This is a genomic window from Verrucomicrobiota bacterium, assembly GCA_037139415.1.
Lineage (GTDB): Bacteria > Verrucomicrobiota > Verrucomicrobiia > Limisphaerales > Fontisphaeraceae > JBAXGN01.
This window is the reverse complement of the sequence record JBAXGN010000016.1, coordinates 1-25,476: the sequence shown is the minus strand read 5'-3', so window position 1 is coordinate 25,476 and position 25,476 is coordinate 1. Positions and strand designations below refer to the sequence as shown.

Genomic DNA, 25,476 nt, shown 5'->3' with positions numbered 1-25,476 from the left:
TGATTGCACTATGCCAGCTTATTAATCCGTTCGGACACTTGCGCGGCAATCTTTTCCAGCGGCAGGATATCCACCGCGGCGCCGATGGCCGCCGCCGCTTTGGGCATGCCATAAACCGCACAGGTTTCACGATCTTGGGCGATGGTATAGCACCCGGCAGCGCGCAATGTCTTCAGGCCCTTGGCCCCATCCGGGCCCATCCCGGTTAGCACCACCCCGATCACGCCGCCTTTGTAATGACGGGCCACACTTTCAAAAAACGCATCCACGGAGGGACGGTAAAATGTTTCCTGAGGGTGTGCCGTATATCCAAGCCGGTTGGGGCCGGTAAAAACCAAATGATCATTTTTCACCGCCAGGAGCACTTGGCCAACGGTGGGGGTGTCTCCTTCCACGGCCGCCCGCACCGGGAGGATGGACTGTTGGTTCAACCACTCCGCCAGCGAGGGGGCATAGCGTTCGTCCACGTGCTGAATCAGCACCACGGCGGCAGGCAGATTACGCGGGAGCCGGGAGAGCACATAAGCGAGCGCGGCCGGGCCACCGGCGGAAGCGCCGATGGCGACCAGTTTTGGTTTACGGGAAAAGGCCACGTCACCCATTGAAGGCGACAAGGGCTTTGCCGGGCCATTTCCCACCGCCAGCAAGCGATTCATCAGATCAATTTTGGCAAGCAACGACGTGCCAGTTTGCACCACATCGTTCCCCAGGTTTGGCGTATCCACCGCATCCAACGCGCCGTTGCCCATGGCCTCGAAAACCAAGCCGGCATTCTCACGAACACTGACGGTGACCAGCAAAATGGCGCACGGGCACCGAGCCATAATGCGGCGGGTGGCTTCCACGCCGTTCATTACCGGCATGACCAGGTCCATCAAAATGAGGTCGGGCGTGTTGCGTTCGCACAGTTCCACCGCTTCCGAACCGTTATACGCCACCCAAATGACCTGGTGTTCCGTTTGCTTGGCCAGCAATCGGCGGAGCGCTTCCACTGCCAGCGGCAGATCGTTGACAATTCCAATTCGCATTTTATGGGGAACTATTTTCAAACCAGCCATCCGTTTGCCAACCATTATAACCCACTTTTTGCTGGCGGTCAGATTTATTTGTGGCGGTGTAAAACCAGGATTTATATACCCTGAGCCACCCCGCGTTGCGCACGATAACCCGCCCGGGTTTGGGAAGGTTCATGGGTGGTCCTCCGGTTCGCCGATGAGATCCACTACGGCGGTGAGCAGGGCTTCGTCGTGAAAACTTCCCTTGGTCAGGTAATAGTCGGCTCCCGCATCCAGGCCGCGCCGCCGATCTTCTTCGCGGTCCTTGTACGACACAATCATGACTGGCAGGGCTTTCAACCGCGGATCCTTCTTGATGAGGCTGACCAATTCAATGCCATCCAGGCGCGGCATATCCACGTCGCTGACCACCAGGTCGTAGGTCTCCGTGCGCACGGCGTTCCAGCCATCCATGCCATCCACCGCCACTTCCACTTCAAATCCCCGGTTGCTTAGGAGTTTGCGTTCCAGCTCGCGCACCGTGAGGGAATCATCCACCACCAGGATTCGCTTGCAGCGGTGTTGGGCCAGGGCGGTTTCGGAACTGTGGGCTTTGGCCAAACGACCGCCGGTTACCAACAATTCAATCGAACGCAGCAGGTCGTCCACGTCCACAATCAAAACGGGAGAGCCATCCGGCATCAGCGCCGCCGCGCTGATGTCCTTGATCTTTCTGAGCCGGGGGTCCAACGGCTGCACCACCAGCTCCCGTTCGCCCAGGAATTTGTCCACCACCACCCCAAACCGGCGCGTGCGTTCGCCCAGGACAATCACCGCCAGTTCGTCGCCTGCCGGGGCGGCGCCGCGTCCTAAAATCTGGCTGGCCGCCACCAATCCGATCCGCTGGTCTTTGTACGCGAGGTGTTCCCGGCCTTCCAGCATCGCGACCTGATTCTGCGGGACACGCAGTACGCCTTGCACCCGCGCCAGCGGAAAAGCATACGGTTCGCCGGCAATCTCCGCCAGGAGCGTGCGCGCCACTGACACCGTCAGCGGCAGTTGCAGTTGAAAGCGAACCCCTTGCCCGGGCGGCGCGGACACGCGCACCGAGCCGCGCAGGTTCTGCACCGTGCTCCGCACCACGTCCAACCCCACCCCGCGGCCGGAAACATTCGTCACGTTTTCACGCAGCGAAAAACCGGGCAAAAACAAAAACTCCAGCAATTCATCCTCCCCCAGTTTTTCGACCACTTCCGGCGCGGCCAATTTTCTCTCCCCGATGACTTTTCGCAAACGCTCCAGGGAAATCCCGCAGCCGTCGTCCTGCACGATGATCAGCAGCAAGCCCGCGCTATGCCGGGCTTCCAGGAGGATCGTTCCCTGCGGCGGCTTGCCCGTCTGGACCCGCACTTCGGGCATTTCGATGCCATGGTCCACCGCATTGCGGAGGAGGTGGTTGAGCGGGGCTTCAAGTTTTTCGAGCACCTCCCGGTCCAGTGGGGTGTCTTTACCCGTAATCTCCAACCGGACATCTTTACCCAGATCCCGGGCCAGATCCCGCACCAAGCGCGGAAAACCATGCACCCCATCGGCGAACGGCCGCATGCGGCTGGCCATGGCTTCGCGGTACAAACGATGCGAAAGCCCGGCGATGCGCCGGCAGTACAGTTCAAATTCGGCGTGCTGGGTGGAGAGATTCCGCAGGCAGTCGCCGGCCTGTTGCTGGGCGTCCTGAAGGTGGGCTTGGGTCCGCTCGTCGAGTGACTGTCCGGCCAGATTTCCCTCCAAGCTCTCCAGGGTCTTGGCCAGCCGCCATTGCTGGCGCTTGAGGCGGAGGAGCGAATCGGCAAACGGCTCCAACCAGCGGGATTCGACCAGGGACTCGCCCGCGAGTCCCAACAGGCGGTTCAAGTTTTCCGCCGTTACGCGCAATACCCGATCCGCCGCTTCCGGTTCCGGGGTGTTGTTCCGCATGGCTGGCGCGGGTGGGATCGGTGGGTTCTCCGCCGGCACCGGGAGGGGTGCTTCGTTCATCCGCGCCGGCAGGCTGGGAGAGCTTCCGCTGGTGAGGGCCGCCAAGGATTGCACCAGAGAGTCCACTTCGGATTTCCGGTTGCCATCCCAGACGGCTAGATTTGACTCGGGCGTTTGGGCGAGGTTGGTAAAAAGATCAACGCTTCTCAATAAGCAATCCGTGGCGGCAGAGTTCAGGAGCAGTTGTCCTTTTTGGGCCGCCACAAAGCAGTCTTCCATGGCATGCGCCAGCCGGACACCAGCCTCCAACCCAATGATCCGTGCCGCGCCTTTCAAGGAATGCGCGGCGCGCATCAGCGCTTCCAATTCGCGGGGTGACGTGGGATTCTGTTCCAGCGTGAGGATTCCCCGGGTGAGCGTGGCCGTTTGGTTCTCCGCTTCCTGGCGGAAGAGTTCAAACATTGAGAATTGACTGAGATCACCCATAAATAAACAGTCAGGACAGGCTGCGGTTCAAGGTGTAAAACAATAATTCGGCGTCCAAAACGCCCACCAGGTGTTGCTGCCAGGCTAGCAGCCCGATCGAATAACGGGCGGTGGTCAGCGCCACCGTGGAAGGAAGGGGCTTGAGATCATCCGGATGGTAACGGCGGCTGCCATGCACTTCGGTTACCGGAAACACGACCCGCCCGGTTTGGTGCGTCGCAACCAGAAGTCGCTGGTGTGCCGAGCGCGATTTTTTTGCGGCTGGCTCCGGCGCGGTTTCCAATCCCAGCAGGGCTGCGAGCGAGATGCAGATGAGCAATTCGCCACGAATGTTGATCAGGCCCTTGACGATCGTGTCCGCCCGGTGCGGCAACGAATGGACGGGGCGCAGTTCGGCAACCTCCTGGAAGGAGGTCGTCGGCAGCGCCAGCCATTCTCCACCCAGGCGAAAAATGACCACGGGTTTCGTGCCCGTCAGGCGCGGCTGGCGCGGCTGTGCCACGCGTTGCGTCCAATCCTCATAGTAACCAGGCGGTGGTTCGCGGTCAAGCAAGGCCGCAGCGGCCCGCCGATAATCCGGGCAATTGCGGCAATGGGCGTAGGTGGGCAGGTTCTTGCAGGAACCATCGCCCCACACCCCGATGTGTTTCCAGCACGTGGTAATCTCTGAATGATTCACTTGGGTGCTCATAATTTGGAGCTGGCTTGGGCGTTGGTCGCCAACGGTTTAGCCTGCAACCGGCGCAGCCGTTGCTGAAGCCTTCTGGCCTCCTCAAATTTCCCCAGTTTCTCCGCCAGCAACGCCAGGTGAACCAGCGCTTCCTGGTTATCCGGATTCAAGTATAAGGCTTTGCGATAAAAGGCGCCCGCCGCCACATGGTTTCCCGCCGCCCCATGCACCAGCCCAAGCAGAAAAAACACCTCGCTGGAGGGTTCATGATTTTGCAAATACGCCTCGCACTGGCTTTTCGACGCTTCAAGTTTTCCGTGATCGGCGAGTCGCCGGGCTTCAGCCAAATCCGCCTCTTCATTGTCAGACTGCTTTGCCGGTGGCACCGGGTGCCGCTTGGAAGGAAGCGGCAAAATAGCTGGCATCCGCCCCGGTTTTGGAAGCGGGCCGACCGCACCCCGGAGCGCCGCAGGGCCAAGCGAGGTTAGGGCGGGGTGAGACTTCCCCGAAACCAGATTTCGCTCTTTGAACCCATGAACCGACTGCTCCCCCTCAACCGCCCTGCGGGCACCTTCGCCCCCTTGGGGGAGAAGGATGGGATGAGGGGGTTCCTGGGGAGGTGCCAGAACGGCAGGTTTACGCCGCAGCACGGCTGGCGCATGCTTCTCGCGTTTGCGAAACGCGAAGGCCATATTGATCCGTGCCGGCACAAACCCGAAGCGATGGAAAGCAAACGTTTCCGCGTGGCCCACAAACAGAAAACCATCGCTGGCCAGCACTTGGTCCAACGCGGTCATGACCCGGTGTTGCGCCGGTTCATCCAAGTAGATCAAGAAGTTGCGGCAAAAGACGACGTGCTGGCTGCCGGGGCTTTCCGGTAAAATGGGATCCAGCAGGTTCGTCTGCCGGAACTGCACTTGCCGCCGGATCGCTGCGGCCAGTTGGTGTCCGGTGGCGCAGGGGCGAAAGTACTTGTCGCGAAAACCAAGGTCCTGGCCGCGAAATGAATTGCTGCCATAAACCCCTGGTCGGGCGCGTGCCAGCGCGGCTGCGCTGATGTCCAGCGCTTCGATGACAAACTGGTCGGGCGGCAGGCCGGCGTCGAATAGCGCCATGGCGATGGAATACGGTTCCTCCCCCGTGGAACAGGGAGCGCTGAGCACGCGTAACACGCCTTGGGGATGCGCTGGCCACCAGCCTTCCTTCACCCACTGACCCAGCGCCACAAACGGTTGGTGATCTCGGAAAAACCAGGTTTCCGGCACCACCATGGCTTCAATGAATTCCTGCAATTCCGCGTCGGCCAACAAGAGCAGCGAGGCATATTCATCCACGGTTTTCAGACCGCGCTTTTTCATCCGGTGTTGGACGGCCGTGGCAACGGTTGAGGCCCCGAGCGCTTCGGGGTCCAAGCCGATGACCTGGCGCAGGAGTTGCTCAATGGCTTTCAGCCCGGATGAGGATGCCACCGTCATCGTTTCAATCCTTCGACTTTTCCGGCGATTGAGGTGGTTGGTTGTTCCTGCGCGGTGGCGGCTTGTTGCCATAATTGGTCGCGCACGGATGGTGGCAGAATTTGTTCCAATTTCAGCCATTGAATCAACCCGCGTTCATCACTGGTAACCGGTCCCAAATAGGGGGCTTGGGGGGGGGAGACTTCCGGGGGTTGAAAATCGGACGGCTCGCGCCGGAGGGTATCCGTGGCATGCTCCGCCAGGAGTCCCAAAAGACCGGTGCGCCCTTCTGCCACTGGGTATTGGACAACCAAGAGGCGGGTACACAGGCTGGCGCGTGCCGGCAGGTCGAGCGCCATGGCCGCCAAATCCACCACCGGCACGGGTTCGCCATGATAGTTAAACACTCCGGCAATACCCCGGGCGGCTTGGGGAATCTGTTTTAAATGGACACGCGGCAGCACTTCCACCACGTGACGAATCTCCAATGCGTAGCGGTCGTTCCCGATTTGACACAAAAGGAAGATCATGGGCTAATTTTTAAATTGGGCGCTGGCTTCGTGGAGACCGCGTGCGGCCGCCGTGAGCTGTTCGAGGGCCTCGGTGTTTTGGCGCAGCGCTTGGGCGGATTGCTGGGCGGTCTCCCCGAGTTGCCCCAACGCATCGCTGATCTGGCTGGCGGCGGTGGATTGGGACTGCATGCCGTCATTGACCGTTTCAAAGCGTGGGGTGAGCGTTTGCACCTGCTGGATGATTTGCGTGAGTTGCGCCGTGCCCCGTCCCACTTCGTCGGCCCCTCGCCGCACCTCTTCGTTGAATTTATCCATGCCCATCACGCCGGCCGCCACGGCGGACTGCATTTCCTTCACCATTTGCTCGATATCGTACGTGGCGACCGCCGTCTGGTCCGCCAAACGGCGGATTTCCGTCGCCACCACGGCGAACCCCTGGCCGTGTTCGCCGGCCTTTTCCGCTTCAATGGCCGCGTTCAGCGAGAGTAAATTCGTTTGGTCGGCCACCTTGTTGATGGTGGTGACCACCGAGTTGATGTTGGCGGTTTTTTCGTTGAGAATCGCGAGTTTGGCGCTGATGGTGCCGGCCGCATCCATGATCTGGCGCATGGTGGACTCCAGCCGGGCAAGTCCGGTCTGGCCGCCGCCCGCCACTTGGGCCGTCTGTTCGGAAACGTGCGCCACTTCGTTCATCGTCTTGCCTAGTTCCCTGGCGGTGGCGGAAATCTCCTTGGCGGTGGCGCCGATCTCCATGGAGGTGGAAGCCACCTCGTTGGCCGAGGCCTGTTGTTCTTTGAGCGTCGCCGCCATTTCCGCCGAGCTGGTGTTGACCTGCATGAGCGCGGCGAGGAGCTTGTTCAAGGTTTCGCTGAGCGATTTGACCACGGACATGGCAATCAAGATGCAGACGACCAACGAGGCCAGGCTGCCTCCCAGCACCACCCAGCGGGTGGAGGAAACGGAAGCGGTGATCTCCTTGCCGATCAGGATCCCGTCGGTAAAGTTATCATTCGCGATCTCATCAATTGCTTTGGAGAAGTCCCGATACTTGGGTTTTAGCTGCTTATCCAGGCAGTCCTCCGCTTCGGCGGATTTGTTTGCCCGTGCCAGCTCCAGAACTTTGTTGCGCGCCGTCGTATATTCGTCACGCGCCGTCTTGATGGTCCCGAACATTTGCTGATCTTTCGCATCCAGCAGCGTGGGTTCGAGGGCTTTGAAGCGCTTGGCCATTTCCTCTGAAAAAGCATTTAGCGGAGTGTCCAGCGTGGCCTTTTCGACCGCGTTCGTGGAGTAAATATATTCGAGTACCCGAATGAAATCTTCGTCTCCCGCAGCGTTCATTTCCCCGATGCCATGCAGGGACGGCACGGTATTCATTTGCACTTGGAGTGCGTATGTCTGGATCGTGCCGAGCCTGAGGATGGCATAGGTGCAGATGATGGCGGAGATCAGGATAACCAAGGCAAAGCCAAACATCACCCGTTTTTGGACAGACCAGTTTTTCATAACAAGTTGGTTTTAAATTGTCGGCGGCTATTTTACCCGGAAGAGCGATACCGCGTCCTGCAACCCGCGCGCGGAGGCGGTGAGCCGCTCGACCACTTCGGCATTTTGCACAATGGCTTCCGCCGATTGTTGGGCGGTTTCTCCCAACTGGCTTAGGGCCTCGCTAATCTGGCCGGCAGCGGCGGATTGTGATTGCATCCCGTCGTTGACGCTTTCAAAGCGGGGCGTCAAGGTTTGCACCTGCTGGATAATCTGGGCCAGTTGGGCGGTGACCTGTTTGACTTCCTCGACGCCCCGCCGAACCTCCTCGCTGAATTTGTCCATCCCCATGACGCCGGCGGCTACCGCCGATTGCATTTCCTTGACCATTTGTTCAATGTCATACGTGGCAACTGCGGTTTGATCCGCCAGGCGGCGGATTTCGGTGGCGACCACGGCAAATCCCTGGCCGAACTCGCCGGCCTTTTCCGCTTCAATGGCTGCGTTGAGCGAAAGCAGGTTGGTTTGATCGGCAACTTTATTGATGGTGGTGACCACCGAGTTGATGTTGGCGGTCTTTTCGCTGAGTAAAGCCAGTTTGGCGGCGATGGAACCGGTGGCCTCCATCACCTGGCGCATGGTGGCTTCCAGCCGGGATAACCCGGATTGTCCGCCGCTAGCGAGTTGGGCGGTGTCCTCCGCCACGGCGGCCACGCTGCTCATCGTTTTCCCCAGCTCTTTCGCCGTGGCGGAAATTTCCTTGGAAGTGCTGCTGATTTCCATGGTGGTCGCCGCCATTTCGCTGGAGCTGGCCTGCTGTTCCTTGAGGGTGGCTGCCATTTCCGTGACGCTGGTGTTCAACTGGATGCCCGCCTGTTGCGCCTGCCCGGCCAGCCGGGCGAGATTCTCGGCGGTCTGGTTCAAGCCTTCCGCCAGGATGCCAAATTCATCGTGTCGCGGCAGGGAGATTCGATTCGTAAAGTTCCCGGCTTGCAAGTGCTGCATGGCGCCAAGGAGGCGATCCAGCGGCTGGGTGATGGCATTGACCAAACCGCGTCCGAGCCAAAGGCTGGTGATGATAATGATAAGGACGCAGGCGACCATGATGATCTCCACGACGAAGGTCTTGGTCTGATCCTTGTCACCGGTATTCTGAATCTGCCGATCAAATTCCGCGATGAGTTGATCGGCCTTTTGGCGTTCGGACAAATAGCTCTTTTGATAGAAGTCATTAGCGGCTTGCTGGTTGGTGACCACCAATTGCATGATCCGGTCTTCAAGCACGTTCAAGGTCTTGTCATCGAAGTTCTCCAGGTCAATCATGGCTTTGGATAAGCCAGGTTGGTCTTTCACCAAAGGTTTGGTTTCCTCAACGATTTTGGCCATCAGCGCGTCGCCATCCAATTTGCGTTTCTTTTCCGCCGCCGCTTGGGGATCCAGCAGCAAACCGCGGAGCGCATCACTCGTATCCATCATGATCAGCCTTATCAGCGCGGTATTTCGCAGCAGGGTATCGCGCTGATGCACGGCTTGTTTTTCCGCCTCGTCAATCCGGGACTGCATCCAAGCCGTTAAGATGAAGCCGGCCAGGAGCAGGCCGATAATGATACCGAGCGTGACTTTGAGACGCTGTGCGATAGTTAAGGTTTTCATGAACAGGGCTTCATTCGTTGTGTACGCATTGGCATGATTTAGCTTTAATAACATTGACCAGCCACTATCTGGCTTCACCGTAACTGCTTCTTGCCCATAATGCCACAAAAAAATTACCCGGGGAAGGACTTTTTAAAGACAACCGGCGGCAATTGTGCTAATCTGCGCCCATGTGCGTAAATCGGAAAGCGCGGTTGGACCAGGCGACTCGTACTCACGGGCCGTTGGCCGCCAGCCATCAGCCAAGTGGTGGGCAAACCCCGTGCCTTTCCAAGCGGAACAAGGAATCCCAAACATGACTCAACCCGCCAAGATACTCATCGTGGATGATAACGAAATCATGCGCCTGGCCGCCACCCGGGTGCTGGGGCCGGCCGGCTTTGATTTATTGGAGGCGGCCACGGGAGCCGAGGCTTTGCGTTTGGCGCGTGAACACCTGCCGAATTTGATGCTTTTGGATGTTCACTTGCCTGATCTGGATGGCTTGGAAGTATGCCGGCAGATTAAATCCGATCCCCTGCTGGCACGCATCTTTATCGTACAGCTATCCTCCGTTCGCACGGCGAGCGATCAGCAAGCGGAGGGCCTGGACTCCGGCGCCGATGGTTACATCGCCCGGCCGATCGGCAACGCGGAGCTTCTGGCGCGCGTGCAGTCCATGCTCCGCATTCAGCGCACCGAATTCGCTCTGCGCGAAAGCGAGAAAAAATACCGCCAGCTCGCGACGGAATTACAGCAAGCGCTGGATGAAGTTAGCACGTTGCGCGGCCTGATTCCGATTTGCTCCGCGTGTAAAAAAATCCGTGATGACCAAGGGTACTGGAACCAAATCGAGCAGTATATCCAGCGCCACACCGGTGCCAAATTCACCCACGGAATCTGCCCCGATTGCATTAAAAAATATTTCCCGGGCATTTGAACTGATTCGCCACCACAACCTGTCAAGCAGTGTTCACCCGGGCAATGTTGCAACCGGATTGTTCGGCTGCGAATTTAAGAATCGGAGTCGCCTCTCCTGGCATCCCGGCCCTCGGGATGTCAGCGTGCCAGACTCACATGTTTGACCGCCCAAAGATTAAAACTTTTTAATGAAAGCACAGATGCTTTGTTAATCTTGCAAGGCTATCGTTCTGGGCAAATGAATGACGGTTCAAAACTGCGGTGGTTGGGATGGTTGATGATGGCGCTGGGGGCTGGGACTGCGTTGCGCGGGGCGGAGAGCCGTCCCGGATCTCCCGTCGATGCCAACCTCATTGCGCCTGGTGCAACCGTACAGGAACTGGCCGGGGGCCTCCAGTTTGGTGAAGGTCCGGCCGCCGATGCGGAAGGGAATGTGTTTTTCTCGGATATTCCGACCAGCCGCACCCTGAAATGGTCGGTGGCTGGCAAGCTCTCCACGTTCCGAACCGACACTGGAAATGCCAACGGCCAGCATTTTGATCGGCAGGGCAACCTGATAGCATGTGAAGGCGGGCGTGGCCGGCTGGTTTCCGTGGATCGCCAAGGCCAGGTGACGGTGGTCGTGGATCAATATCAGGGCAAACGCTTCAACCAGCCCAACGACTTATGGGTTGATCCCAAGGGCGGCATCTATTTCACCGACCCCATCTATGGCCGGGGCGTAAAGTCCCAGGCGGGGGAATACGTGTACTATCTCAGTCCCGATCGAAAGACGGTGCTTCGGGTCATCACGGACTATGTCCGCCCGAATGGATTGGTCGGTTCCCCGGATGGGAAAGTTCTTTACGTCAGTGACCACGGCGCAAAGAAAATCCACGCCTACGACATCAACGCCGACGGTTCCCTTTCCAATAAGCGCTTTTTTGCCCCCGTGGGTGCGGACGGCGTGACCTTGGACGATCAGGGGAACCTGTATTTTTGCGAGCAGACCGTGTTGATTTACGATTCCTCCGGCAACAAGATTGGCACGATTGAAGTGCCGGCACAACCCACCAATGTTTGCTTTGGCGGACGCGATTTCAAGACGCTGTTCATCACCACCCGGCCCGCGCTTTATGCAATTCAGATGCAGGTAGGTGGCACGGCCAAGTCGCCCCGCCAACCCGCGCACAACCAATAAAGCCGAACGCGTTAATGAAAACCTTTATCAGTATTTGTTGCGGGGCACTGCTGGCCACTTCACTGCCGGGCGCGGAGAGGCTGCCGAACTTCATCTTCATCCTTGGGGAAGGCCATGGCTGGAGCAGCACCTCCGTGCAAATGGATGACGCCGTACCCGTGTCCAAAAATGAGTTCGTGCGCACACCCAACTTTGAGAGGTTGGCCCAGACCGGTATGCGGTTCGCCAATTTCTACGCCCCCTCGCCGCGGTGTACCCCGTCCCGCGCCACATTTTTTACCGGCAAAAGCCCGGCCCAGTTGCACATGACGTTTGTCAATGAGGGTAAAAGGGACAGCGGCAGCGACCCCAATGGCCGGGTGATGGCCCCTTCATCCTCGACCGAATTACCGGCCAATGAGATCACTATTGCTGGCCTGCTCAAGCATGCCGGTTACGCCACCGCCCACTTTGGCAAATGGCATGTGGGCCGAGTCAGTCCCGGCCAGCATGGTTTTGATGAAAACGATGGTCCCAACGGCAACGGTGGCCCGGATAACGTGGATAACCCCCATCCCAAACAGCTCTATGGCATGACCGAGCACGGCATGGACTTCATGGCGCGGCAGGTCAAGGCTGGCAAACCGTTCTACCTCCAGCTTTCTCATTACGCCTCGCGCCAGGGCGGCGATGCCAGCCCGCAAGCGCTGGCTACCGTGAAGACTTGGGGTGGTAACCCCAACGAGCGGGAGATCGCCGAAGCCGCCGCCACCCTTGATCTGGATATCGCCTTTGGCATGATCCTCAAGCAACTTGATGCATTGGGCATCGCCGAAAACACATACGTGTTCTTCACCACCGATCACGGGACGCCAGGGAAAAACCCGCCGTTGGCCGGTGGCAAAGGTACCGTCTCAGAAGGTGGTTTGCGCGTGCCGTTCATCATTCGCGGACCGGGCATCAAGCCGGGTGTTTGTTCGCATGTCCGGGTGCTGGGGGCTGACTTATTCCCCACCGTCGCCGCCCTCGCGCACCTCACGGAATCCATGCCCAAAGGGGTTGAAGGCGGCAGCCTTGTCCCCGTGCTGACCCACGCGGGCATCGGAACCGTGCAGCGTCCGCGCGAAGAGTACGTCGTACATTTCCCCCATTACGATAAGGATGCCATTGGGCCAGCATCGGCGATTCTGCTCGGTGACTTCAAGCTGATCCGCATTTATGAAACCGGTGGCCTCCGCCTGTTTAATATCACCAAAGACCCTGGTGAGCGCCAGGACCTTGCGCGCGAAATGCCGGACAAAGTCAAAGAGTTGGACCAGCGTTTGACCGACTACCTCACCGCCATCCATGCGCAAATGCCCAAGCCGAATCCCAGCTTCGATCCCTCCAAACCCACCACGCCCGCCAGACAGGGTGGCAAACGAAAGGGCAAAGCGTGACTCGTTGGCTTATTCTGTTCCTGGCCTGTGCGGCTTTGGGGTTGTCTGCCGCCGAGGAGAAGCGTGGGCCCAAAGGCGGTGGCTCGCGGTTGCCGGTCCAGAATTCCAAGTGCAACGACGTGCCGGCTCATTTCTTTGATTTGGTTCTGGGACGGCCTACAACCAGTGCCGTGACGGTAAGTGTGTTGTGCTATGCGGATATGGCCGGCAGCCTTGTTTACGGAACTCAGCGCGGCCAGCTTGCCAGCCGGACACCGGCGCGCCAATTCAAGTCGGGCGAGCCGGTGGAGTTGGTGCTCGGGACGCTCCAACCCGGCACGCAATATTATTACCAGTTCCGCTCTGATCGGACCAACAGCGCCGAGTTTACCTTTCACACGGCCCGCCCGCCGGGCGGTGCCTTCGCCTTTACCATTACGGCGGATTCCCATCTGGATGAAAACACCGATCCCGCCATCTATCAGCGTTCCCTCGCCAATGCCCTGGCCGATGCACCGGATTTCCACATTGACCTGGGTGATACTTTCATGACTGAAAAACATGAGAATCGCGAAAATGCCGCCCGTCAATATCTCGCCCAGCGCTTTTATTTCGGTCAGCTCTGCCAGTCCGCCCCGCTGTTTCTGGTCCTTGGCAATCATGACGGTGAAAGCCCGCGGGGCCGTGAGAGCGCTGCGGATGGTCTCGCGGTCTGGTCCTGCCAGATGCGCAAACGCTATTTTCCGAACCCCGTTCCTGACAGCTTCTATTCGGGCAACGCCGCGCAGCGTCCGCAGGCCGGGTTGCTGCAGGATTACTACGCCTGGGAATGGGGTCCCGCCCTGTTCGTCGTGCTGGATCCGTTTTGGTTCACCCAACGGCAGCGTGGCCGGAATGACAACTGGAAGCGCACGCTCGGTGTTGAGCAGTATCAATGGCTGAAACGCGCCCTTGAAAGCAGCCGCGCAAAATTCAAATATATCTTCATCCATCATCTGGTGGGCGGCGCAGATGAGCAGGCCCGTGGCGGCTCAGAGGCCGCGCCCTTCTACGAGTGGGGTGGCAGAAGTGCGGACGGAAGTGACGGTTTCAAGCTGAACCGTCCGGGCTGGCCCGCGCCGATTCACCAACTCCTGGTGCAGAATCATGTTCAAATTGTCTTCCACGGACACGATCACTTCTATGCCAAACAGGACCTGGATGGCGTCGTGTACCAGGAAGTGCCGCAGCCCGGATACTCCGGTAATGGCCGGGTCCCGCGTTCCGCTGCCGAATATGGTTATGTACACGGGACAATCCTGGGAAGTTCCGGTTACCTGCGCGTGATCGTCTCGCCGGAGAAGACTGCGGTGGACTATGTGCGGCCAGCGCTGCCCAGGGACGGTGCCACCGCCCATCCCAGTGGCGAAATCCTCTCTCACTACGAAATCCCGGCAAAGGCAGGTTCATCGCAACGATAATAACCAGGCACCGGTGGTCTTGGTGTTGGCCGGTAAAATTTTGGCCCACTACCGGCCCGTTGAACCGCTTGACCAAAGACTTGACTCACACTTGACTGACGAATACGCGGTGGAGGGTTTGCACCAGACGCTGGAAGCGGTCTGGCGGCGGATCCAAGCAATTCCAGCGCTGGCCGGACGAAGCTGGTCTTGCGTCCCCGGCAGGAGCAACTGCTGCAACTGCTCCGCGCATGGGGCGGTCTCAGCCCGCAGGAGATCTGGGATGCCCCGCCCCCTCAACCACCCTGCTGGCACCTTCTCCCCCTTGGGGGAGAAGGATGGGACTGGGTTCATGGGGAGTGATGTGGCAGGTAAAAACTACACCAAAACTACACCGAAATTACACCGTTTGCGGTAACTTTACGGTGTAGTTTGATTGGCTAGTTTGGTGATAAGTTCTTGTAGATTAGGCAGTTGAATTGGTGATTGCAAATTCACCGCCGGGGTTGCCGGGAGGGGGGTGGTGTAGTTTTGCATCGGAAACGGATCCACCAGGGCACCCAGCAAATTCGGGCCAAAGGCGAACTTATGGGAAAACAGTTGGCGATCCAGATTTATGAACCGGGTGAGCGCCCGAAAGTATTGGACGACCAGCAACGGCTTTGGGGGCGAGGTGATCCGTTTCGGGACGACATGCCGGATGGCGCGGATGATGACCGGCTTGATGCGTTTGGGCCGGATGATGCGGCAGATGAATTTGGGGGGCCACATAGGAATTTCAGATTTCAGATTTCAAATTTCAGAGGGAGACAGGGACGCCCGCGAAATACGCGAATCGGCGCGAATGGGGAGCGAAGAGCATGGCATAAATATGGCAGGTAAAAAATGATGGAAGGGTTAGACGGACCATTGGTGGAGGTCGGAAGGGAGTTCCGGGGCGGGGATGTCCTTGAAAGGGGTTACCAGTTGAACCGGGGTGGATTCCCGATTGACTTCCGTGCGCAAGCGGGACTCCAGGGCCAGCAGGCTGGCAGTGGGGAGTTCGTTGAAATCGCGCTGATCGAGGGCGGCGCGAATGCGCCGCAGACGATCGGACAGGAGTTGGCAACGGTCCTGATAGGACAGGAAGTGTTGCTCGCGCAGGGCCTCGGCTTCCATGACCTGCAGGTTGTGGATTTCAAACTGGAGCTGGCGGCTCCAGGTGATAAGGGTCTTTTTACAGACGTTGAGTTCGGTGGCAATCCGGTTGTAGCTCCAGCCTTGGGCGCGGAGTTGAACGAAACGGTCTCGGGTATCCTGATCTTTCATAGTATTCTATCGTTATAATTTTTATTGTTTCGGGGAACAGCGTAGCATGGGGGGTAGGACAAATACGGTCCTACCCTCAAAAAAGTTTAAAAAATATTTCAGGGGAAAAAGGCCGGTAAAATGGGGATGAAATCTAGCAGAAAGATGAAACGGGCAGAAAAATGAAGACAATGAAAGTAGAAGTTAGGAGTCAGGAGTTAGAACGGACGGGGAATTCAGACCGCGAAACATGCGAAATACGCGAAAGCGGAAAGCCAGGAGTTTGTAACAAGGAGTTGGAATGGACTGAAATGAACATGCTATGGTTTGACACCATCTCCAAAAAGCAGGCTAAAAACCAGGCTTGCAATTTAATGTGCCGGTTTTATGGTATGCATGTATGGGAAACGCACATGTCAACACATAAGCTGAGCGAGACCGAGTATCTCGATGTTGAGCGACGCGCCACTTTCAAGAGTGAGTTTTTCGATGGCGAGATCTTCGCCATGTCGGGGGGGACTCGATGGCATAGTTTAATTCCCATGAACATTGGGGGGGAACTGCGCAACCAACTTAAAGGTTGTGGTTGTGTCGTTTATGATTCCAATCTTCGCGTAAAAGTCGTAGCCACTGGGTTGTACACTTATCCGGATGTCATAGTGGCCTGTGGCAAACAAGAGTTTGTTGATGAAGTGCAGGATACGCTCACTACCCCGACGGTCATTGTTGAAGTCCTGTCGGATTCCACAGAAGCGTATGACCGGGGGGCCAAGTTTGAGAATTATCGCCGCATACCCTCATTAAAAGAATACCTGCTGGTGAGTCAAAAAGCGCCTTATATTGAGCACTTTATCCGGCAGGAAGGTGAACAATGGCTGCTCAAGGAAACATCCGGGTTGGAGGCCAAACTGTACCTGCCCACCCTCAAAGTTACCATTGCCTTGGCTGAAGTTTTTGCCAATGTCGAGTTTCCGCCCCGCCCGCTTCGGTAATTGGCACGAAGGGGGCCGGTTTGACCATTCTTAATCATGGAATCGAATAATCCAATTTCTTGGGCACAGGAGCTTGAGGCATCGCGCAAACGGGCTTGTGCCATTGTTGAACCGGTAAGCTTGTTAGCGGTTCTGAAAAGAGGTCATTCACAGTATAGTTCATTCTCTGTTTGGCATTAAACGTTGAATCCGATTTCCTGTCGCCATGTTGAGCCAATCAAGAGTCCAGTTTTCATAGTTGACGATTTTGCAGCATGGTTTCGGGGGTACGTTGATGTTCAGTTGGTGTGAGTGTCTCAGAGGTCAAGGGGGTTCGTTAGTTCAGGTACTCCTCCCTTTGAAAACGGCACATTGTCCCTCAAGCTAAAGCTTAGTTGGTTTCAAACTGATTTGACAGCTTGAGTACCTTACGTTGGAAATCTTCCGAAGCATCAAGCGAAGCAACCATTTGACCACCAACATTGGAAAGTCTTGCCAAGTCGCCACGTGGAATTTCGGCTTGGTTTTGAAAGATGAGCAGAGAATCAAATTCAACTTTTGCTCTTAACCAATGCTCAAGGATGATTGTCACAAGCCGTACCTTGTCAACGCTGGCAATGCCAAACAAGAAAAGCGGTGATTGTTTCCGGTTGATGTAAAAATCAATCGGATAGCTTGGAGCATCCTCTTTGCCCGCCAGTGAAAAGTTTTGCTGGATTCGGTCAGAGGCAACCAAGCCGAAAAGTCGCTCTTTCAAATCTTCGTAGAACGTGCCCGCAACACGCGATCGATTTAGGAATGTTAGGTCATAGATGCGTGTTATCCCTTGGCCGAATTTCAGGACACTATTCCCAAGGTTTTCGACCGAGGTATCAAAGATAAGTTGTCCGCCTTCATCCTTGATTCCTGAGGTTGCCAACACTTGCTCAAAAAGCTTTCCTCGGGTGCCCTCACGATACTTGGAGATATCGTTTTCATAACTCAAGTGCATCAAGGTGTGTCCACAATCTGTCAACCGAAGGCCGCCGCCGGGCATTTCTTGCAAGTAGAGTTGGAAGGTGTCGCCGTCAAAAAATGTAAACGGCGTGACGAGTTGCAGATAACCTTGTTTTGTGGTGCGGATTTGCACTTCCCCGCAAAGTGTTATGCAAAGCTTCTCTTGAAGCAATTTTAGGTCAAAATTCATAGTTCACAGGTCTATTGTGATGTTCCGGTCTTGCGTTTCCAACGGCAACTCTGGGTGGTCAGAAACTGTTTCAATACCTGAGATATTGCAATCCACGACAAGCGCGTGCAATGCTCCGTTGCACGTTTGATATGCAATTGCCTCCGTTGCAAAACTCTCGGCTTTCAAATTCGCTTGAATATATCGCTCTGTCGCTTTGTGAACATGACAGGCAAAGCTGATTTTCGTTTGCTCCAAGTGGTTTGGATGCTCGTGACTGCTTCCGTTGTAACGAGTTAAAATCAGACTTTCGCCACCCGCAGGCAGCCAAATTAAACCACAGGAAAAATCTTCAGATATCGTTTTGTTCTGTCGCACAAAGAGTTTGAATCTTTCGGAACCGTCATTGCTCTGGACAAGATAATCCTTTTTTTCGTGGTTGGCATCTTGCACACTTCTTGCCGTCGGATTGGTGATGCGCTTTGGCATCCGCAAAAGTGTTTCAATGCGATCGTCAGTCAATGATTCAAAGGCCATAACTCATTCCATTTTCAGTAATTTCGGCTTTCGTTGCGCTTGTGTGAAGCATAAGTGCATCAGGCACCAAAGGCAACAAAATTGAAAAAACTAAAGGTTTCTGATCCAAAACCCCGGATGCAACACGCGCAACGAACGGCCATCCACCAGGCGCAAGCTCAACCGTTTCAACCGCTGATGCAGCCAGATGACTTGCAGCAGCTTCTCCGGCGGCGGGTCCACCGGCGCCTCGCGCAAGCCGTCTGCACCGGGGCTTAGACACCACCGCGCATAAAAACTTGTTGGGACGGAAAACACGTCCCTTTCATCGCGTCCAACGTCATGAAAGTCAAGGTTTATGAGGGATAAAAAATACAAAAACAGCTTGCCCTTCACCGCCGCCGCCGTACCATCCCGATCATGCAAAACGAGCCCAAAGCAACGCTCCATGACTGCAACGCGATAAGTGCAAATATGAAGCGCGGAGGAAAGCGATTTCTCATCAGTACCAACGCAGCAAACCGCAGTCGTTTGTAAAAACAATCACGCCCATGAAACTTAACCTGTCTTCCCTGCCAGCCGCTCTGTTGCTCGCGACCGCATCATTATTGCCAGCGGCTGAGCTGTTGAAAATTGTTGCTGGCGGTGGCACTGCCGTGGAGGGAAAACCCGCCACCGAGTGCCGGATCAGCCAGCCATTCGGGATCGCGTTTGATCCGCAAGACAACATGTATATCTGTGAGGAAACCCATCGCCTGCTGCGCGTGGATGCGCGCACGGGCATTCTCACTGTGGTAACGAGCGCCAAGCCAAAGGGCGCGCCCCTCGGCGATGGCGGGCCGGCCGCACAAGCCAGCTTCCAGGCACCGCACAACCTGGTGGCCGACGCGCAGGGAAACCTGTTCCTCGCCGACACCTACCATTACTCGGTGCGCCGGGTAGATGCCAGGACCGGCACCGTGACCACCTTTGCCGGCAACGGTCGCAATGCCTATAGCGGCGATGGCGGTCCAGCCACCCAGGCGTCGTTGGACGGCCTCGCCTGCCTCTGTTTCAACCATGACTTTACCAAACTCTATCTCGGCGGTTTCAGCCGCTTTGAACGAATTGTGGACGTGAAAACTGGTATAATCACCACCGTGCCGGGTATCAGCGGCAGTCGCGCGCAGGCCGTGGATGCCAAGGGAAATCTATACATCGTAGCGGGCCGGGGGCTGAAAATGCTCGGTAGTGATGGAACGGTTCGCGTCCTTGAGGATTCGAGCGCCCAGCCTCCGCTGAGTGGAGTGAAACACCTGTGGGCGGATGCGGAGAACAATATTCTCATCGCTGATTCCGGCAATAACCTGATCCGGAAGTTCCTGGTGGCGAAAGGCAAACTGATCACCCTGGCCGGTACTCGAACGCGCGGTACTGCGGGCGTCCCAGGTCCGCCGCTCCAAGCTCAACTCGGCGAACCGCACGGAGTGGTTGCCCATCCTCGCACGGGGGACATCTACATCGCCGATTCGCGGAATCATCGCGTATTAAAACTGACCCGCAGCGAAGGTGCCGCTGCCCGCTGACGCACCAGCTCATGGAGGTTCTGTTCTGCCAAAGTACTCATTCACATTTCCGGCAGTCGTTTTCACATGACTTTTCCCCCGGAAGTGTGCTAGCAATAAGCCCGCATGAAATTTATGAATAAACAACTCGCTGTGCTATTCGCCATGACGCTGGTTCTCAGTAGTCAAGCCGCCCCGGAAACCAATGCCCGGAAGCCATTGCGCTTTATCTTCATCACCACCTGCGTGGAAGAAGATTTTTTTAAACCCGTGAAACAAGGCATGACGGACGCGGCGAAAATGATGAACGTCAAATGCGAGTTCACCGGCACCAAGGGTGTGGATATCAAGGCCCAGGCCGAGATGGTTCGCCAAGCCGTGCGCGACGGCTACGACGGCATCGCCCTGAACATCATTGATCCGGTGGGTTTCGACGCCGTGGTGGAAGAAACCGTACACAAGGGCATCCCGGTGGTGGCCTTTAACGTGGATGACCAGGATACTCCCAATGCCCGTTTGAGCGCTGTTTGCCAACGGTTGTATGAGGCCGGCAAAACCGCCGGGCGGGAGTGCGCGAACTATATCCCGGAGAACAGCCATATTCTGATGACGATGCATGCCGAGGGTGTTTCGGCGCTCTCGGATCGCTTGCGCGGCGAACAGGAGGAGTTGAAGAAGAAGGGGATTACGTGGACGGTGGCGATCACCGGTAACAGTGCGGTGGAGTCCGCCAAGGTCATCACGCGCGAACTGCAGCAGCACCCGGACATCAAGTATGTCGTCTGCACCGGCCAGGCCGACACGGAGGGAGCCGGTCTGGCTCTCGAACAAAATTTCAAAGACAAGGGCATTCTGGCCGCCGGTTTCGATCTGACGCCGGAAATCCTGCGCCTGATCAAGGCCGGGCAGATCCGCTTTACCATTGACCAGCAACCGTATATCCAGGGGTTTTATCCCGTGGTGCAACTAACCCTGCTCAAACGTTTTGGCATCCGGCCCGCGAGCATGGATGCCGGCGCGTCAATCATCACCAAGGACCAGGCCGATAGCGTGCTGGAACTGAGCAAGAAAAATTTCCGCTAGCGCCCGCACACGGCTCCCTCCAGCCAATCGCGCCCCATGGCGAACGGCGAGGGCAAAAAGCCATTTGTCAGCCAGCTCCTAAAGTGGGGCAGGCGTGCCGTCGCTGTTACTCGGCGGAGAATTCCCCGCTTTGAGGCTTGCGCCGGACCGCGTTATTTTTTATTTATGTGCGGACAATTTATGGCCAAGCACACAAAGGTATCGCTGAAGAAGGGTTTTGACCTGTCTGAATTTCTGGCTTCCCGCACCGAATTGGTGAACCGGGCACTGGATGGTTTTCTGCCAACCGAGAAGACCAAGCCAGCCACGATCCACCAAGCCATGCGCTACTCGCTGTTTGCCGGCGGTAAACGCATGCGGCCCGCGCTCTGCCTGGCGGCGGCCGAGGCATGCGGCGGCCAGGATGAACCCGCCCTACCGCTCGCGTGCGCGGTGGAATGCATCCATACCTACTCGCTGATTCACGATGACCTGCCGGCCATGGATAACGATGATTATCGGCGGGGCAAGTTGACCAATCACAAGGTGTTCGGGGAAGGCATTGCCATCCTGGCGGGGGATGCGTTGCTCACCCAGGCGTTTGAGATCGCCGCCTTGTGCCAGGGCTGGCCGCGTTACTCGCACCAGGCCGTCGTGCTGGAACTCGCCCGGGCATCCGGGTCGCTCCAACTGGTGGCCGGGCAGGTGGCGGATTTGGAAGGTGAGGGCAAAAAGGTGTCCGTGGACGAACTGCGTTACATTCATGAACGAAAAACCTCCGCGCTGTTGTGCTGTTCGGCGCGCCTGGGCGGCATGAGCGCCAACTGCACTCCGGCACAACTCAAGGCCCTGACTGATTTTGGCTATCATGTCGGCCTGGCGTTCCAGGTGATTGACGACATCCTGGACGTCACCCAGACCAGCGAAGCGCTGGGCAAAACCGCCGGTAAGGACACGCACGCGGAAAAGGCGACTTATCCCGCCATTTTGGGGCTGGAGAAATCCCGCGTCATCGCCAGGGATTTGACGGAAAAAGCGTTTGCCTCCCTGAAGCCGTTTAAGGGCCGGGCGGTGGCGCTGGAAGCGCTGGCGGAATTCCTGTTGAAACGCGATCGCTAAACCGGGTGGGGCGCCGGTTTGTCCTGCATGAAACTCACTTGGGCCTCCACGCCCAGACGATTCAGGATTTCCACCTCCACTTGGCGGCGCAACCGTTCAATGGGCCAGATGACATCGGCAAATAACTGCTCGGTCATTTGAACGTGAATGAGAATGCGGCGTTCCTGGAATTCGCAGCGGAACGCGCAGCCCGCCACGCCGCTTTGGGCCAACACCTCGCCCACCTGCTGCTCGTAGATCGGCATTTCATTCACATAGACCCGCCCATCGAGCCGGACGCCCGGCATCACCTGCCGGCTGGTGCGCCCGCAGGGGCATTTTTCCGAGGAAATTTCGCAGGTCACCCGGGTGCGATATCGCAGCAGGGGCATGGCCTCCCGGCAAAGCGTGGTAACGACCAATTCCCCGGCATCCGCCTCCACTAGAAAATGATCTTCGTTCACGTGAAACCGTCCGGCGGCGCATTCCACGCAGAGACCGGGATCCAGCACCTCGCCGATGCCAAAGTTGCATTGTACCGTGGCAAAGAGCCCGGCCCCAATTTGTTCCCGCACCGGTTTGCCCACCGGACGGGTGAGCAGCACCGAGCGCAAGCCAAGCGATTGCGGCTCCACCTTGCAGCGATCCATCAACAGGATCAGATCGTTGGCGTTCGTGGGCGTGGTGATCAGAATGGTGGGCCGGTAATTTTTCAGCATGGCCAACTGGTGATCAATGTGGAACGGCTCTTCGGCGATGACCGACGCCTCAATCAATTCGGCGCCGAGCACGTAGCCCGCGGCGGCGGCTTGCTCGCCTCCGCCCAGGCAGATCATCAGCACGTCATTGGCCGTCACCCCGGTGGCCACCAACTGACGCGCCACCAGCCGGCCCCATTGCAGCAGATCGTTGCGCGTGTGCCCGGCTACCATGGGCTTGCCGCCGGAACCCACCGTGGAATTCAGCCGGATGACCTCGCGCAACGGGAAGGCCAGCATCCCGTAGGGGAAGCTTTCCAGCACCTCCGCCGGCGTGGTAAACGGCAGCCGCGCCAGGTCCGCGAGCGACTCTACCCGCAGCTCGCCCAGGCGTTCACGCTGCCTCCGGACATTCCGTTTGAGCCGTACCAATAACGTCTGCAACCGTTCAAGTTGCAGTTGTTCCAGCTCTGGACGCGACATATTTTCATAGCGGGCATCAAATGTGCGCATGGGATTTTTAGGGTTGGTTCATGGATTGATTACCTTACCGAATACCCGGCGGCCCCGGTATTCCGGTTGAAGCCGGATGACCAGCGCCCCGGTGGCAAGGTTCGGATTCCAGCATGTTGTTGTCATGCCCCAAGCCTAATCGCAGCCATGGGTGCGCGACAACAGTAAATCGCAATCCGCAGCCAGTAATCTGTTTTCCGCATTGGGTGCCTCAACCAGCCTGCCAATCTGGAAGCGTAGGCGTGGTGGTTGGAGGTGGATTTGAGTTGGCTTGGCCTGGCGATGTCACGCTCAAGTAATCGTTAAGATCCGTAAAATTTGCTTGGTATCCGGGCGTGATTTGCGGCATCGTCTGCGCCCATGAAGTCCCAACGCTGGCTGCGCATCATCCCGGTGGCGCTGATCATGTACACGATCTCGTATGTGGATCGCACGAACGTGTCCCTGGCCCTGGACCCGACCCTCTCGACCATGATGAAGGATCTCTTCATGGACGACCGCATGAAGGGCCAGGCGGCAGGCATTTTCTTTTTCGGTTACGTGCTGCTCCAGATTCCCAGTGGCTACCTCGCCAGCCGCTGGAGTCCCAAAAAACTCGTCTCCATTTTCCTGGTGCTGTGGGGCATGTGCGCGGTGGGCTGCGGCTTGGTGAGCAATTTCCGCCAGTTTGAAGTCATGCGTTTCCTGCTGGGTGTGGCCGAGAGCGGCGTGTTCCCCACCACGCTGGTATTGCTGGCCAACTGGTTTCCGCGCGCCGAACGCGCCCGGGCCAATGCGTATTGGAACCTCTGCCAACCACTGGCTGTGGCCGCGTCCGCACCCGTCACCGGCTGGCTGATTGGCGCTTGGGGCTGGAAAACCATGATCATCCTCGAAGGCGCGCTGCCCTTCGTCTGGTTGCCGATCTGGCTCTACTTCATCACCGATCATCCGCGGGACGCCAAATGGATTTCTCCCGAGGAACGGGACCACCTTGAAGCCACCCTGAAACGGGAGGCCGCCGAATTGGAGCCCGTGACTCCCGCGCCGCTGTGGCAGGCGTTGCTGCGCCCCTCGGTATTTGTCATGATCCTCATCTATTTTTTGCATAACACCGCCGCGTATGGCTGCATGACGTTTCTCACGGAAGGCTTGAAGAGCACCGCCCAACTGAGCGGACTGCAATACGGCATCCTGTTTGCGATTCCTTATGTGGTGACCGCCATCGTGATGGTCATCAACTCATGGCATTCGGACAAAACCCGCGAGCGGCGCGGCCATGTGGCAGCAGTCTATATCCTCAGCGGCGTCAGTCTCATCGCCAGCGTGTTGCTCAAGGAACATTCCTTCTGGCTCTCGTACGCCCTCCTCTGCCTGGCCATCCCGGGACCGTTCGCCGCCTTGGCGCCGTTTTGGGCCATCCCGGCGGAAACCCTGCCGCGCAATGTCATGGGGACGGTGATCGGGTTGGTGAACGCCATTGGCAATATGGGCGGATTCCTCGGCCCCTTCATTGTCGGAGCGCTCAAGAAGCAAACTCACGGGGTGGTCATTCCCTTCACGGTGCTCGGTCTTTGCCTGCTGGTCGCGGCGGCGCTGACCCTCCTCTTGCCCAAGCCCAAAACCCAGGGTGAATGAAGCAAAGCCCGGTCAGTAAATCCAGGCTTGGACCGTTGCCAGATCCCGGTTGTCAGCGGCGGTAGTCGTCGTCGCAATATGCTGGGGCACCGCGTCTCCAGTCCAGCGTAATGCCTGCACATGACCGTCGGCAAAGGAGAACGCCCCGCTGTTATTGTGCGCGCACGCCGGCATCTCGTACCACCCGGCGCGCGGTGGCGCGTAGCCATTCGTGGCGGGCGGATAAATGCCGAAATGAGAGTTGTCCGGCCGCCACTGGTCGAGGAAGACAAAGAGTTGCGACGGCGACGGTGGTTCAGTGACTTTGATGTAACTGGCGCGAGGCATGGCGGTTGGTCCCGAGCCATACTGGCCCACCGCCCAGTTGATCGCGTAGCTCCGCACGGTGGAGTTGCCGGCGGCATTCTTGTTTTGGTCGGAAGGACACCGATAAATGGCGGCACTGGAGTTGTATCGCCACAGCAGGGCGTTGGTAAGATTGCTGTAATCCACGTCCAACTGGGCATTGCCGGAGACCCAGGAATTGGGTTCAATCCAAGTGGGCGCTGAGGCCGCCCGGTTGAGCACCATGGTTTGATCGAAATCATCCGCGTACAGAATCCAGCACAACTGTAATTGTTTGAGATTGTTAAGGCAGTTGATGCCTTGCGCCTTTTGCTTGGCCTTGGCGAGCGCGGGTAACAGGAGCCCTGCCAGGATGGCGATGATCGCAATCACCACGAGCAGCTCAATGAGAGTGAACGCCATGCGCTCACGGCGGACCGCCCGCAGCCCGATTGATTCCTGATTCATTCTACGCATAAGGTTAATTTGACTTCGTAAAGATAAATGTTGCGTTCGCGCAAAAAATTGCGTAACTT

23 protein-coding genes are annotated in these 25,476 nt (G+C 57.4%); 9 read left to right on the top strand and 14 right to left on the bottom strand.

From position 1 onward, the window contains the following. Nucleotides 1-8: 8 nt before the first annotated feature. The 7 genes from WCO56_04575 to WCO56_04545 form a co-directional block, all read right to left on the bottom strand. Nucleotides 9-1,028, bottom strand: a complete 1,020-nt coding sequence (locus WCO56_04575) for a chemotaxis response regulator protein-glutamate methylesterase (GenBank protein MEI7728819.1) — start codon at nt 1,026-1,028, stop codon at nt 9-11. Between the two features lie 159 nt (nt 1,029-1,187). After that, complete coding sequence (locus WCO56_04570) at nt 1,188-3,431, bottom strand: hybrid sensor histidine kinase/response regulator (GenBank protein MEI7728818.1); 2,244 nt, start codon at nt 3,429-3,431, stop codon at nt 1,188-1,190. Between the two features lie 34 nt (nt 3,432-3,465). Further along, nucleotides 3,466-4,146 carry a chemotaxis protein CheW gene (locus WCO56_04565; protein ID MEI7728817.1) on the bottom strand — a complete coding sequence of 227 codons (681 nt, stop codon included), beginning with the start codon at nt 4,144-4,146 and terminating at the stop codon, nt 3,466-3,468. Further along, entirely contained in the window at nt 4,143-5,594 is a 1,452-nt protein-coding gene (locus tag WCO56_04560) for a CheR family methyltransferase (protein MEI7728816.1), read from the bottom strand. The genes WCO56_04565 and WCO56_04560 overlap by 4 nt, the downstream gene beginning before the upstream one ends. A gap of 2 nt (nt 5,595-5,596) precedes the next feature. Then, nucleotides 5,597-6,109 (bottom strand): chemotaxis protein CheW, encoded by a 513-nt coding sequence (locus WCO56_04555; GenBank protein ID MEI7728815.1) that lies wholly within the window; start codon nt 6,107-6,109, stop codon nt 5,597-5,599. Between the two features lie 3 nt (nt 6,110-6,112). Beyond that, complete coding sequence (locus WCO56_04550; GenBank protein ID MEI7728814.1) at nt 6,113-7,597, bottom strand: methyl-accepting chemotaxis protein; 1,485 nt, start codon at nt 7,595-7,597, stop codon at nt 6,113-6,115. A 27-nt stretch (nt 7,598-7,624) separates the two neighbouring features. Then, nucleotides 7,625-9,229, bottom strand: coding sequence for a methyl-accepting chemotaxis protein (locus WCO56_04545; protein MEI7728813.1), 1,605 nt, complete (start codon nt 9,227-9,229; stop codon nt 7,625-7,627). Between the two features lie 295 nt (nt 9,230-9,524). Here WCO56_04545 and WCO56_04540 point away from each other — a divergent pair, with 295 nt between their 5' ends. The 4 genes from WCO56_04540 (at nt 9,525) to WCO56_04525 (ending at nt 14,166) form a co-directional block, all read left to right on the top strand. Continuing rightward, the gene (locus WCO56_04540; protein MEI7728812.1) at nt 9,525-10,148 is read left to right on the top strand and encodes a response regulator; all 624 of its coding nucleotides are present in this window, start codon (nt 9,525-9,527) and stop codon (nt 10,146-10,148) included. A gap of 219 nt (nt 10,149-10,367) precedes the next feature. Continuing rightward, nucleotides 10,368-11,309: an SMP-30/gluconolactonase/LRE family protein gene (locus WCO56_04535; GenBank protein ID MEI7728811.1), complete on the top strand. Its 942-nt coding sequence runs from the start codon at nt 10,368-10,370 to the stop codon at nt 11,307-11,309. 14 nt (nt 11,310-11,323) lie between these two features. Beyond that, complete coding sequence (locus WCO56_04530; GenBank protein ID MEI7728810.1) at nt 11,324-12,727, top strand: sulfatase-like hydrolase/transferase; 1,404 nt, start codon at nt 11,324-11,326, stop codon at nt 12,725-12,727. Beyond that, nucleotides 12,724-14,166, top strand: a complete 1,443-nt coding sequence (locus WCO56_04525) for a metallophosphoesterase family protein (GenBank protein ID MEI7728809.1) — start codon at nt 12,724-12,726, stop codon at nt 14,164-14,166. Before WCO56_04530 ends, WCO56_04525 begins: the two co-directional genes overlap by 4 nt. Nucleotides 14,167-14,565: 399 nt before the next feature. Here WCO56_04525 and WCO56_04520 read toward each other — a convergent pair whose 3' ends face one another. Continuing rightward, nucleotides 14,566-14,916 carry a hypothetical protein gene (locus WCO56_04520; GenBank protein ID MEI7728808.1) on the bottom strand — a complete coding sequence of 117 codons (351 nt, stop codon included), beginning with the start codon at nt 14,914-14,916 and terminating at the stop codon, nt 14,566-14,568. Between the two features lie 126 nt (nt 14,917-15,042). Further along, a complete protein-coding gene (locus WCO56_04515; protein MEI7728807.1) occupies nt 15,043-15,453 on the bottom strand; it encodes a hypothetical protein in 411 nt (136 codons plus the stop codon). A 161-nt stretch (nt 15,454-15,614) separates the two neighbouring features. On the opposite strand from WCO56_04515, the gene WCO56_04510 reads away from it, so the two are divergent. Then, nucleotides 15,615-16,424: a Uma2 family endonuclease gene (locus WCO56_04510; protein ID MEI7728806.1), complete on the top strand. Its 810-nt coding sequence runs from the start codon at nt 15,615-15,617 to the stop codon at nt 16,422-16,424. Between the two features lie 370 nt (nt 16,425-16,794). Here the strand turns inward: WCO56_04510 and WCO56_04505 are convergent, their stop codons facing one another. From WCO56_04505 to WCO56_04495, 3 genes are all read right to left on the bottom strand, one after another. Further along, complete coding sequence (locus WCO56_04505; GenBank protein ID MEI7728805.1) at nt 16,795-17,589, bottom strand: DUF1828 domain-containing protein; 795 nt, start codon at nt 17,587-17,589, stop codon at nt 16,795-16,797. Between the two features lie 3 nt (nt 17,590-17,592). Beyond that, nucleotides 17,593-18,105, bottom strand: a complete 513-nt coding sequence (locus WCO56_04500; GenBank protein ID MEI7728804.1) for a hypothetical protein — start codon at nt 18,103-18,105, stop codon at nt 17,593-17,595. A 90-nt stretch (nt 18,106-18,195) separates the two neighbouring features. After that, nucleotides 18,196-18,510, bottom strand: a complete 315-nt coding sequence (locus tag WCO56_04495) for a hypothetical protein (GenBank protein MEI7728803.1) — start codon at nt 18,508-18,510, stop codon at nt 18,196-18,198. Nucleotides 18,511-18,635: 125 nt separating this feature from the next. Between WCO56_04495 and WCO56_04490 the strand changes: the two genes are divergently transcribed. The 3 genes from WCO56_04490 to WCO56_04480 all read left to right on the top strand — a co-directional run bounded on the left by WCO56_04490 (nt 18,636) and on the right by WCO56_04480 (nt 21,809). Further along, nucleotides 18,636-19,649: a hypothetical protein gene (locus WCO56_04490; protein ID MEI7728802.1), complete on the top strand. Its 1,014-nt coding sequence runs from the start codon at nt 18,636-18,638 to the stop codon at nt 19,647-19,649. A gap of 114 nt (nt 19,650-19,763) precedes the next feature. Next, on the top strand, nt 19,764-20,711 hold the full coding sequence (locus WCO56_04485) for a substrate-binding domain-containing protein (GenBank protein MEI7728801.1): 948 nt from the start codon (nt 19,764-19,766) through the stop codon (nt 20,709-20,711). Between the two features lie 180 nt (nt 20,712-20,891). Then, entirely contained in the window at nt 20,892-21,809 is a 918-nt protein-coding gene (locus WCO56_04480) for a polyprenyl synthetase family protein (GenBank protein MEI7728800.1), read from the top strand. Here the strand turns inward: WCO56_04480 and WCO56_04475 are convergent. Continuing rightward, the gene (locus tag WCO56_04475) at nt 21,806-22,999 is read right to left on the bottom strand and encodes a hypothetical protein (protein ID MEI7728799.1); all 1,194 of its coding nucleotides are present in this window, start codon (nt 22,997-22,999) and stop codon (nt 21,806-21,808) included. The genes WCO56_04480 and WCO56_04475 overlap by 4 nt on opposite strands. Nucleotides 23,000-23,359: 360 nt before the next feature. Here WCO56_04475 and WCO56_04470 point away from each other — a divergent pair, with 360 nt between their 5' ends. Beyond that, nucleotides 23,360-24,616, top strand: a complete 1,257-nt coding sequence (locus tag WCO56_04470; GenBank protein ID MEI7728798.1) for an MFS transporter — start codon at nt 23,360-23,362, stop codon at nt 24,614-24,616. 12 nt (nt 24,617-24,628) lie between these two features. Here WCO56_04470 and WCO56_04465 read toward each other — a convergent pair whose 3' ends face one another. Next, nucleotides 24,629-25,408 (bottom strand): type II secretion system protein, encoded by a 780-nt coding sequence (locus WCO56_04465; GenBank protein ID MEI7728797.1) that lies wholly within the window; start codon nt 25,406-25,408, stop codon nt 24,629-24,631. Nucleotides 25,409-25,476: the final 68 nt, after the last annotated feature.

Excerpts from the sequence above, each read along its gene's own strand:
- WCO56_04575 (MEI7728819.1), bottom strand. The coding sequence starts at position 1,028 with ATGCGAATTGGAATTGTCAACGATCTGCCGCTGGCAGTGGAAGCGCTC.
- WCO56_04570 (MEI7728818.1), bottom strand. The coding sequence starts at position 3,431 with ATGTTTGAACTCTTCCGCCAGGAAGCGGAGAACCAAACGGCCACGCTC.
- WCO56_04565 (MEI7728817.1), bottom strand. The coding sequence starts at position 4,146 with ATGAGCACCCAAGTGAATCATTCAGAGATTACCACGTGCTGGAAACAC.
- WCO56_04555 (MEI7728815.1), bottom strand. The coding sequence starts at position 6,109 with ATGATCTTCCTTTTGTGTCAAATCGGGAACGACCGCTACGCATTGGAG.
- WCO56_04550 (MEI7728814.1), bottom strand. The coding sequence starts at position 7,597 with ATGAAAAACTGGTCTGTCCAAAAACGGGTGATGTTTGGCTTTGCCTTG.
- WCO56_04545 (MEI7728813.1), bottom strand. The coding sequence starts at position 9,229 with ATGAAAACCTTAACTATCGCACAGCGTCTCAAAGTCACGCTCGGTATC.
- WCO56_04540 (MEI7728812.1), top strand. The coding sequence starts at position 9,525 with ATGACTCAACCCGCCAAGATACTCATCGTGGATGATAACGAAATCATG.
- WCO56_04535 (MEI7728811.1), top strand. The coding sequence starts at position 10,368 with ATGAATGACGGTTCAAAACTGCGGTGGTTGGGATGGTTGATGATGGCG.
- WCO56_04530 (MEI7728810.1), top strand. The coding sequence starts at position 11,324 with ATGAAAACCTTTATCAGTATTTGTTGCGGGGCACTGCTGGCCACTTCA.
- WCO56_04520 (MEI7728808.1), bottom strand. The coding sequence starts at position 14,916 with ATGTGGCCCCCCAAATTCATCTGCCGCATCATCCGGCCCAAACGCATC.
- WCO56_04515 (MEI7728807.1), bottom strand. The coding sequence starts at position 15,453 with ATGAAAGATCAGGATACCCGAGACCGTTTCGTTCAACTCCGCGCCCAA.
- WCO56_04510 (MEI7728806.1), top strand. The coding sequence starts at position 15,615 with ATGAAGACAATGAAAGTAGAAGTTAGGAGTCAGGAGTTAGAACGGACG.
- WCO56_04505 (MEI7728805.1), bottom strand. The coding sequence starts at position 17,589 with ATGAATTTTGACCTAAAATTGCTTCAAGAGAAGCTTTGCATAACACTT.
- WCO56_04500 (MEI7728804.1), bottom strand. The coding sequence starts at position 18,105 with ATGGCCTTTGAATCATTGACTGACGATCGCATTGAAACACTTTTGCGG.
- WCO56_04490 (MEI7728802.1), top strand. The coding sequence starts at position 18,636 with ATGAAACTTAACCTGTCTTCCCTGCCAGCCGCTCTGTTGCTCGCGACC.
- WCO56_04485 (MEI7728801.1), top strand. The coding sequence starts at position 19,764 with ATGAATAAACAACTCGCTGTGCTATTCGCCATGACGCTGGTTCTCAGT.
- WCO56_04480 (MEI7728800.1), top strand. The coding sequence starts at position 20,892 with ATGGCCAAGCACACAAAGGTATCGCTGAAGAAGGGTTTTGACCTGTCT.
- WCO56_04475 (MEI7728799.1), bottom strand. The coding sequence starts at position 22,999 with ATGCGCACATTTGATGCCCGCTATGAAAATATGTCGCGTCCAGAGCTG.
- WCO56_04470 (MEI7728798.1), top strand. The coding sequence starts at position 23,360 with ATGAAGTCCCAACGCTGGCTGCGCATCATCCCGGTGGCGCTGATCATG.
- WCO56_04465 (MEI7728797.1), bottom strand. The coding sequence starts at position 25,408 with ATGAATCAGGAATCAATCGGGCTGCGGGCGGTCCGCCGTGAGCGCATG.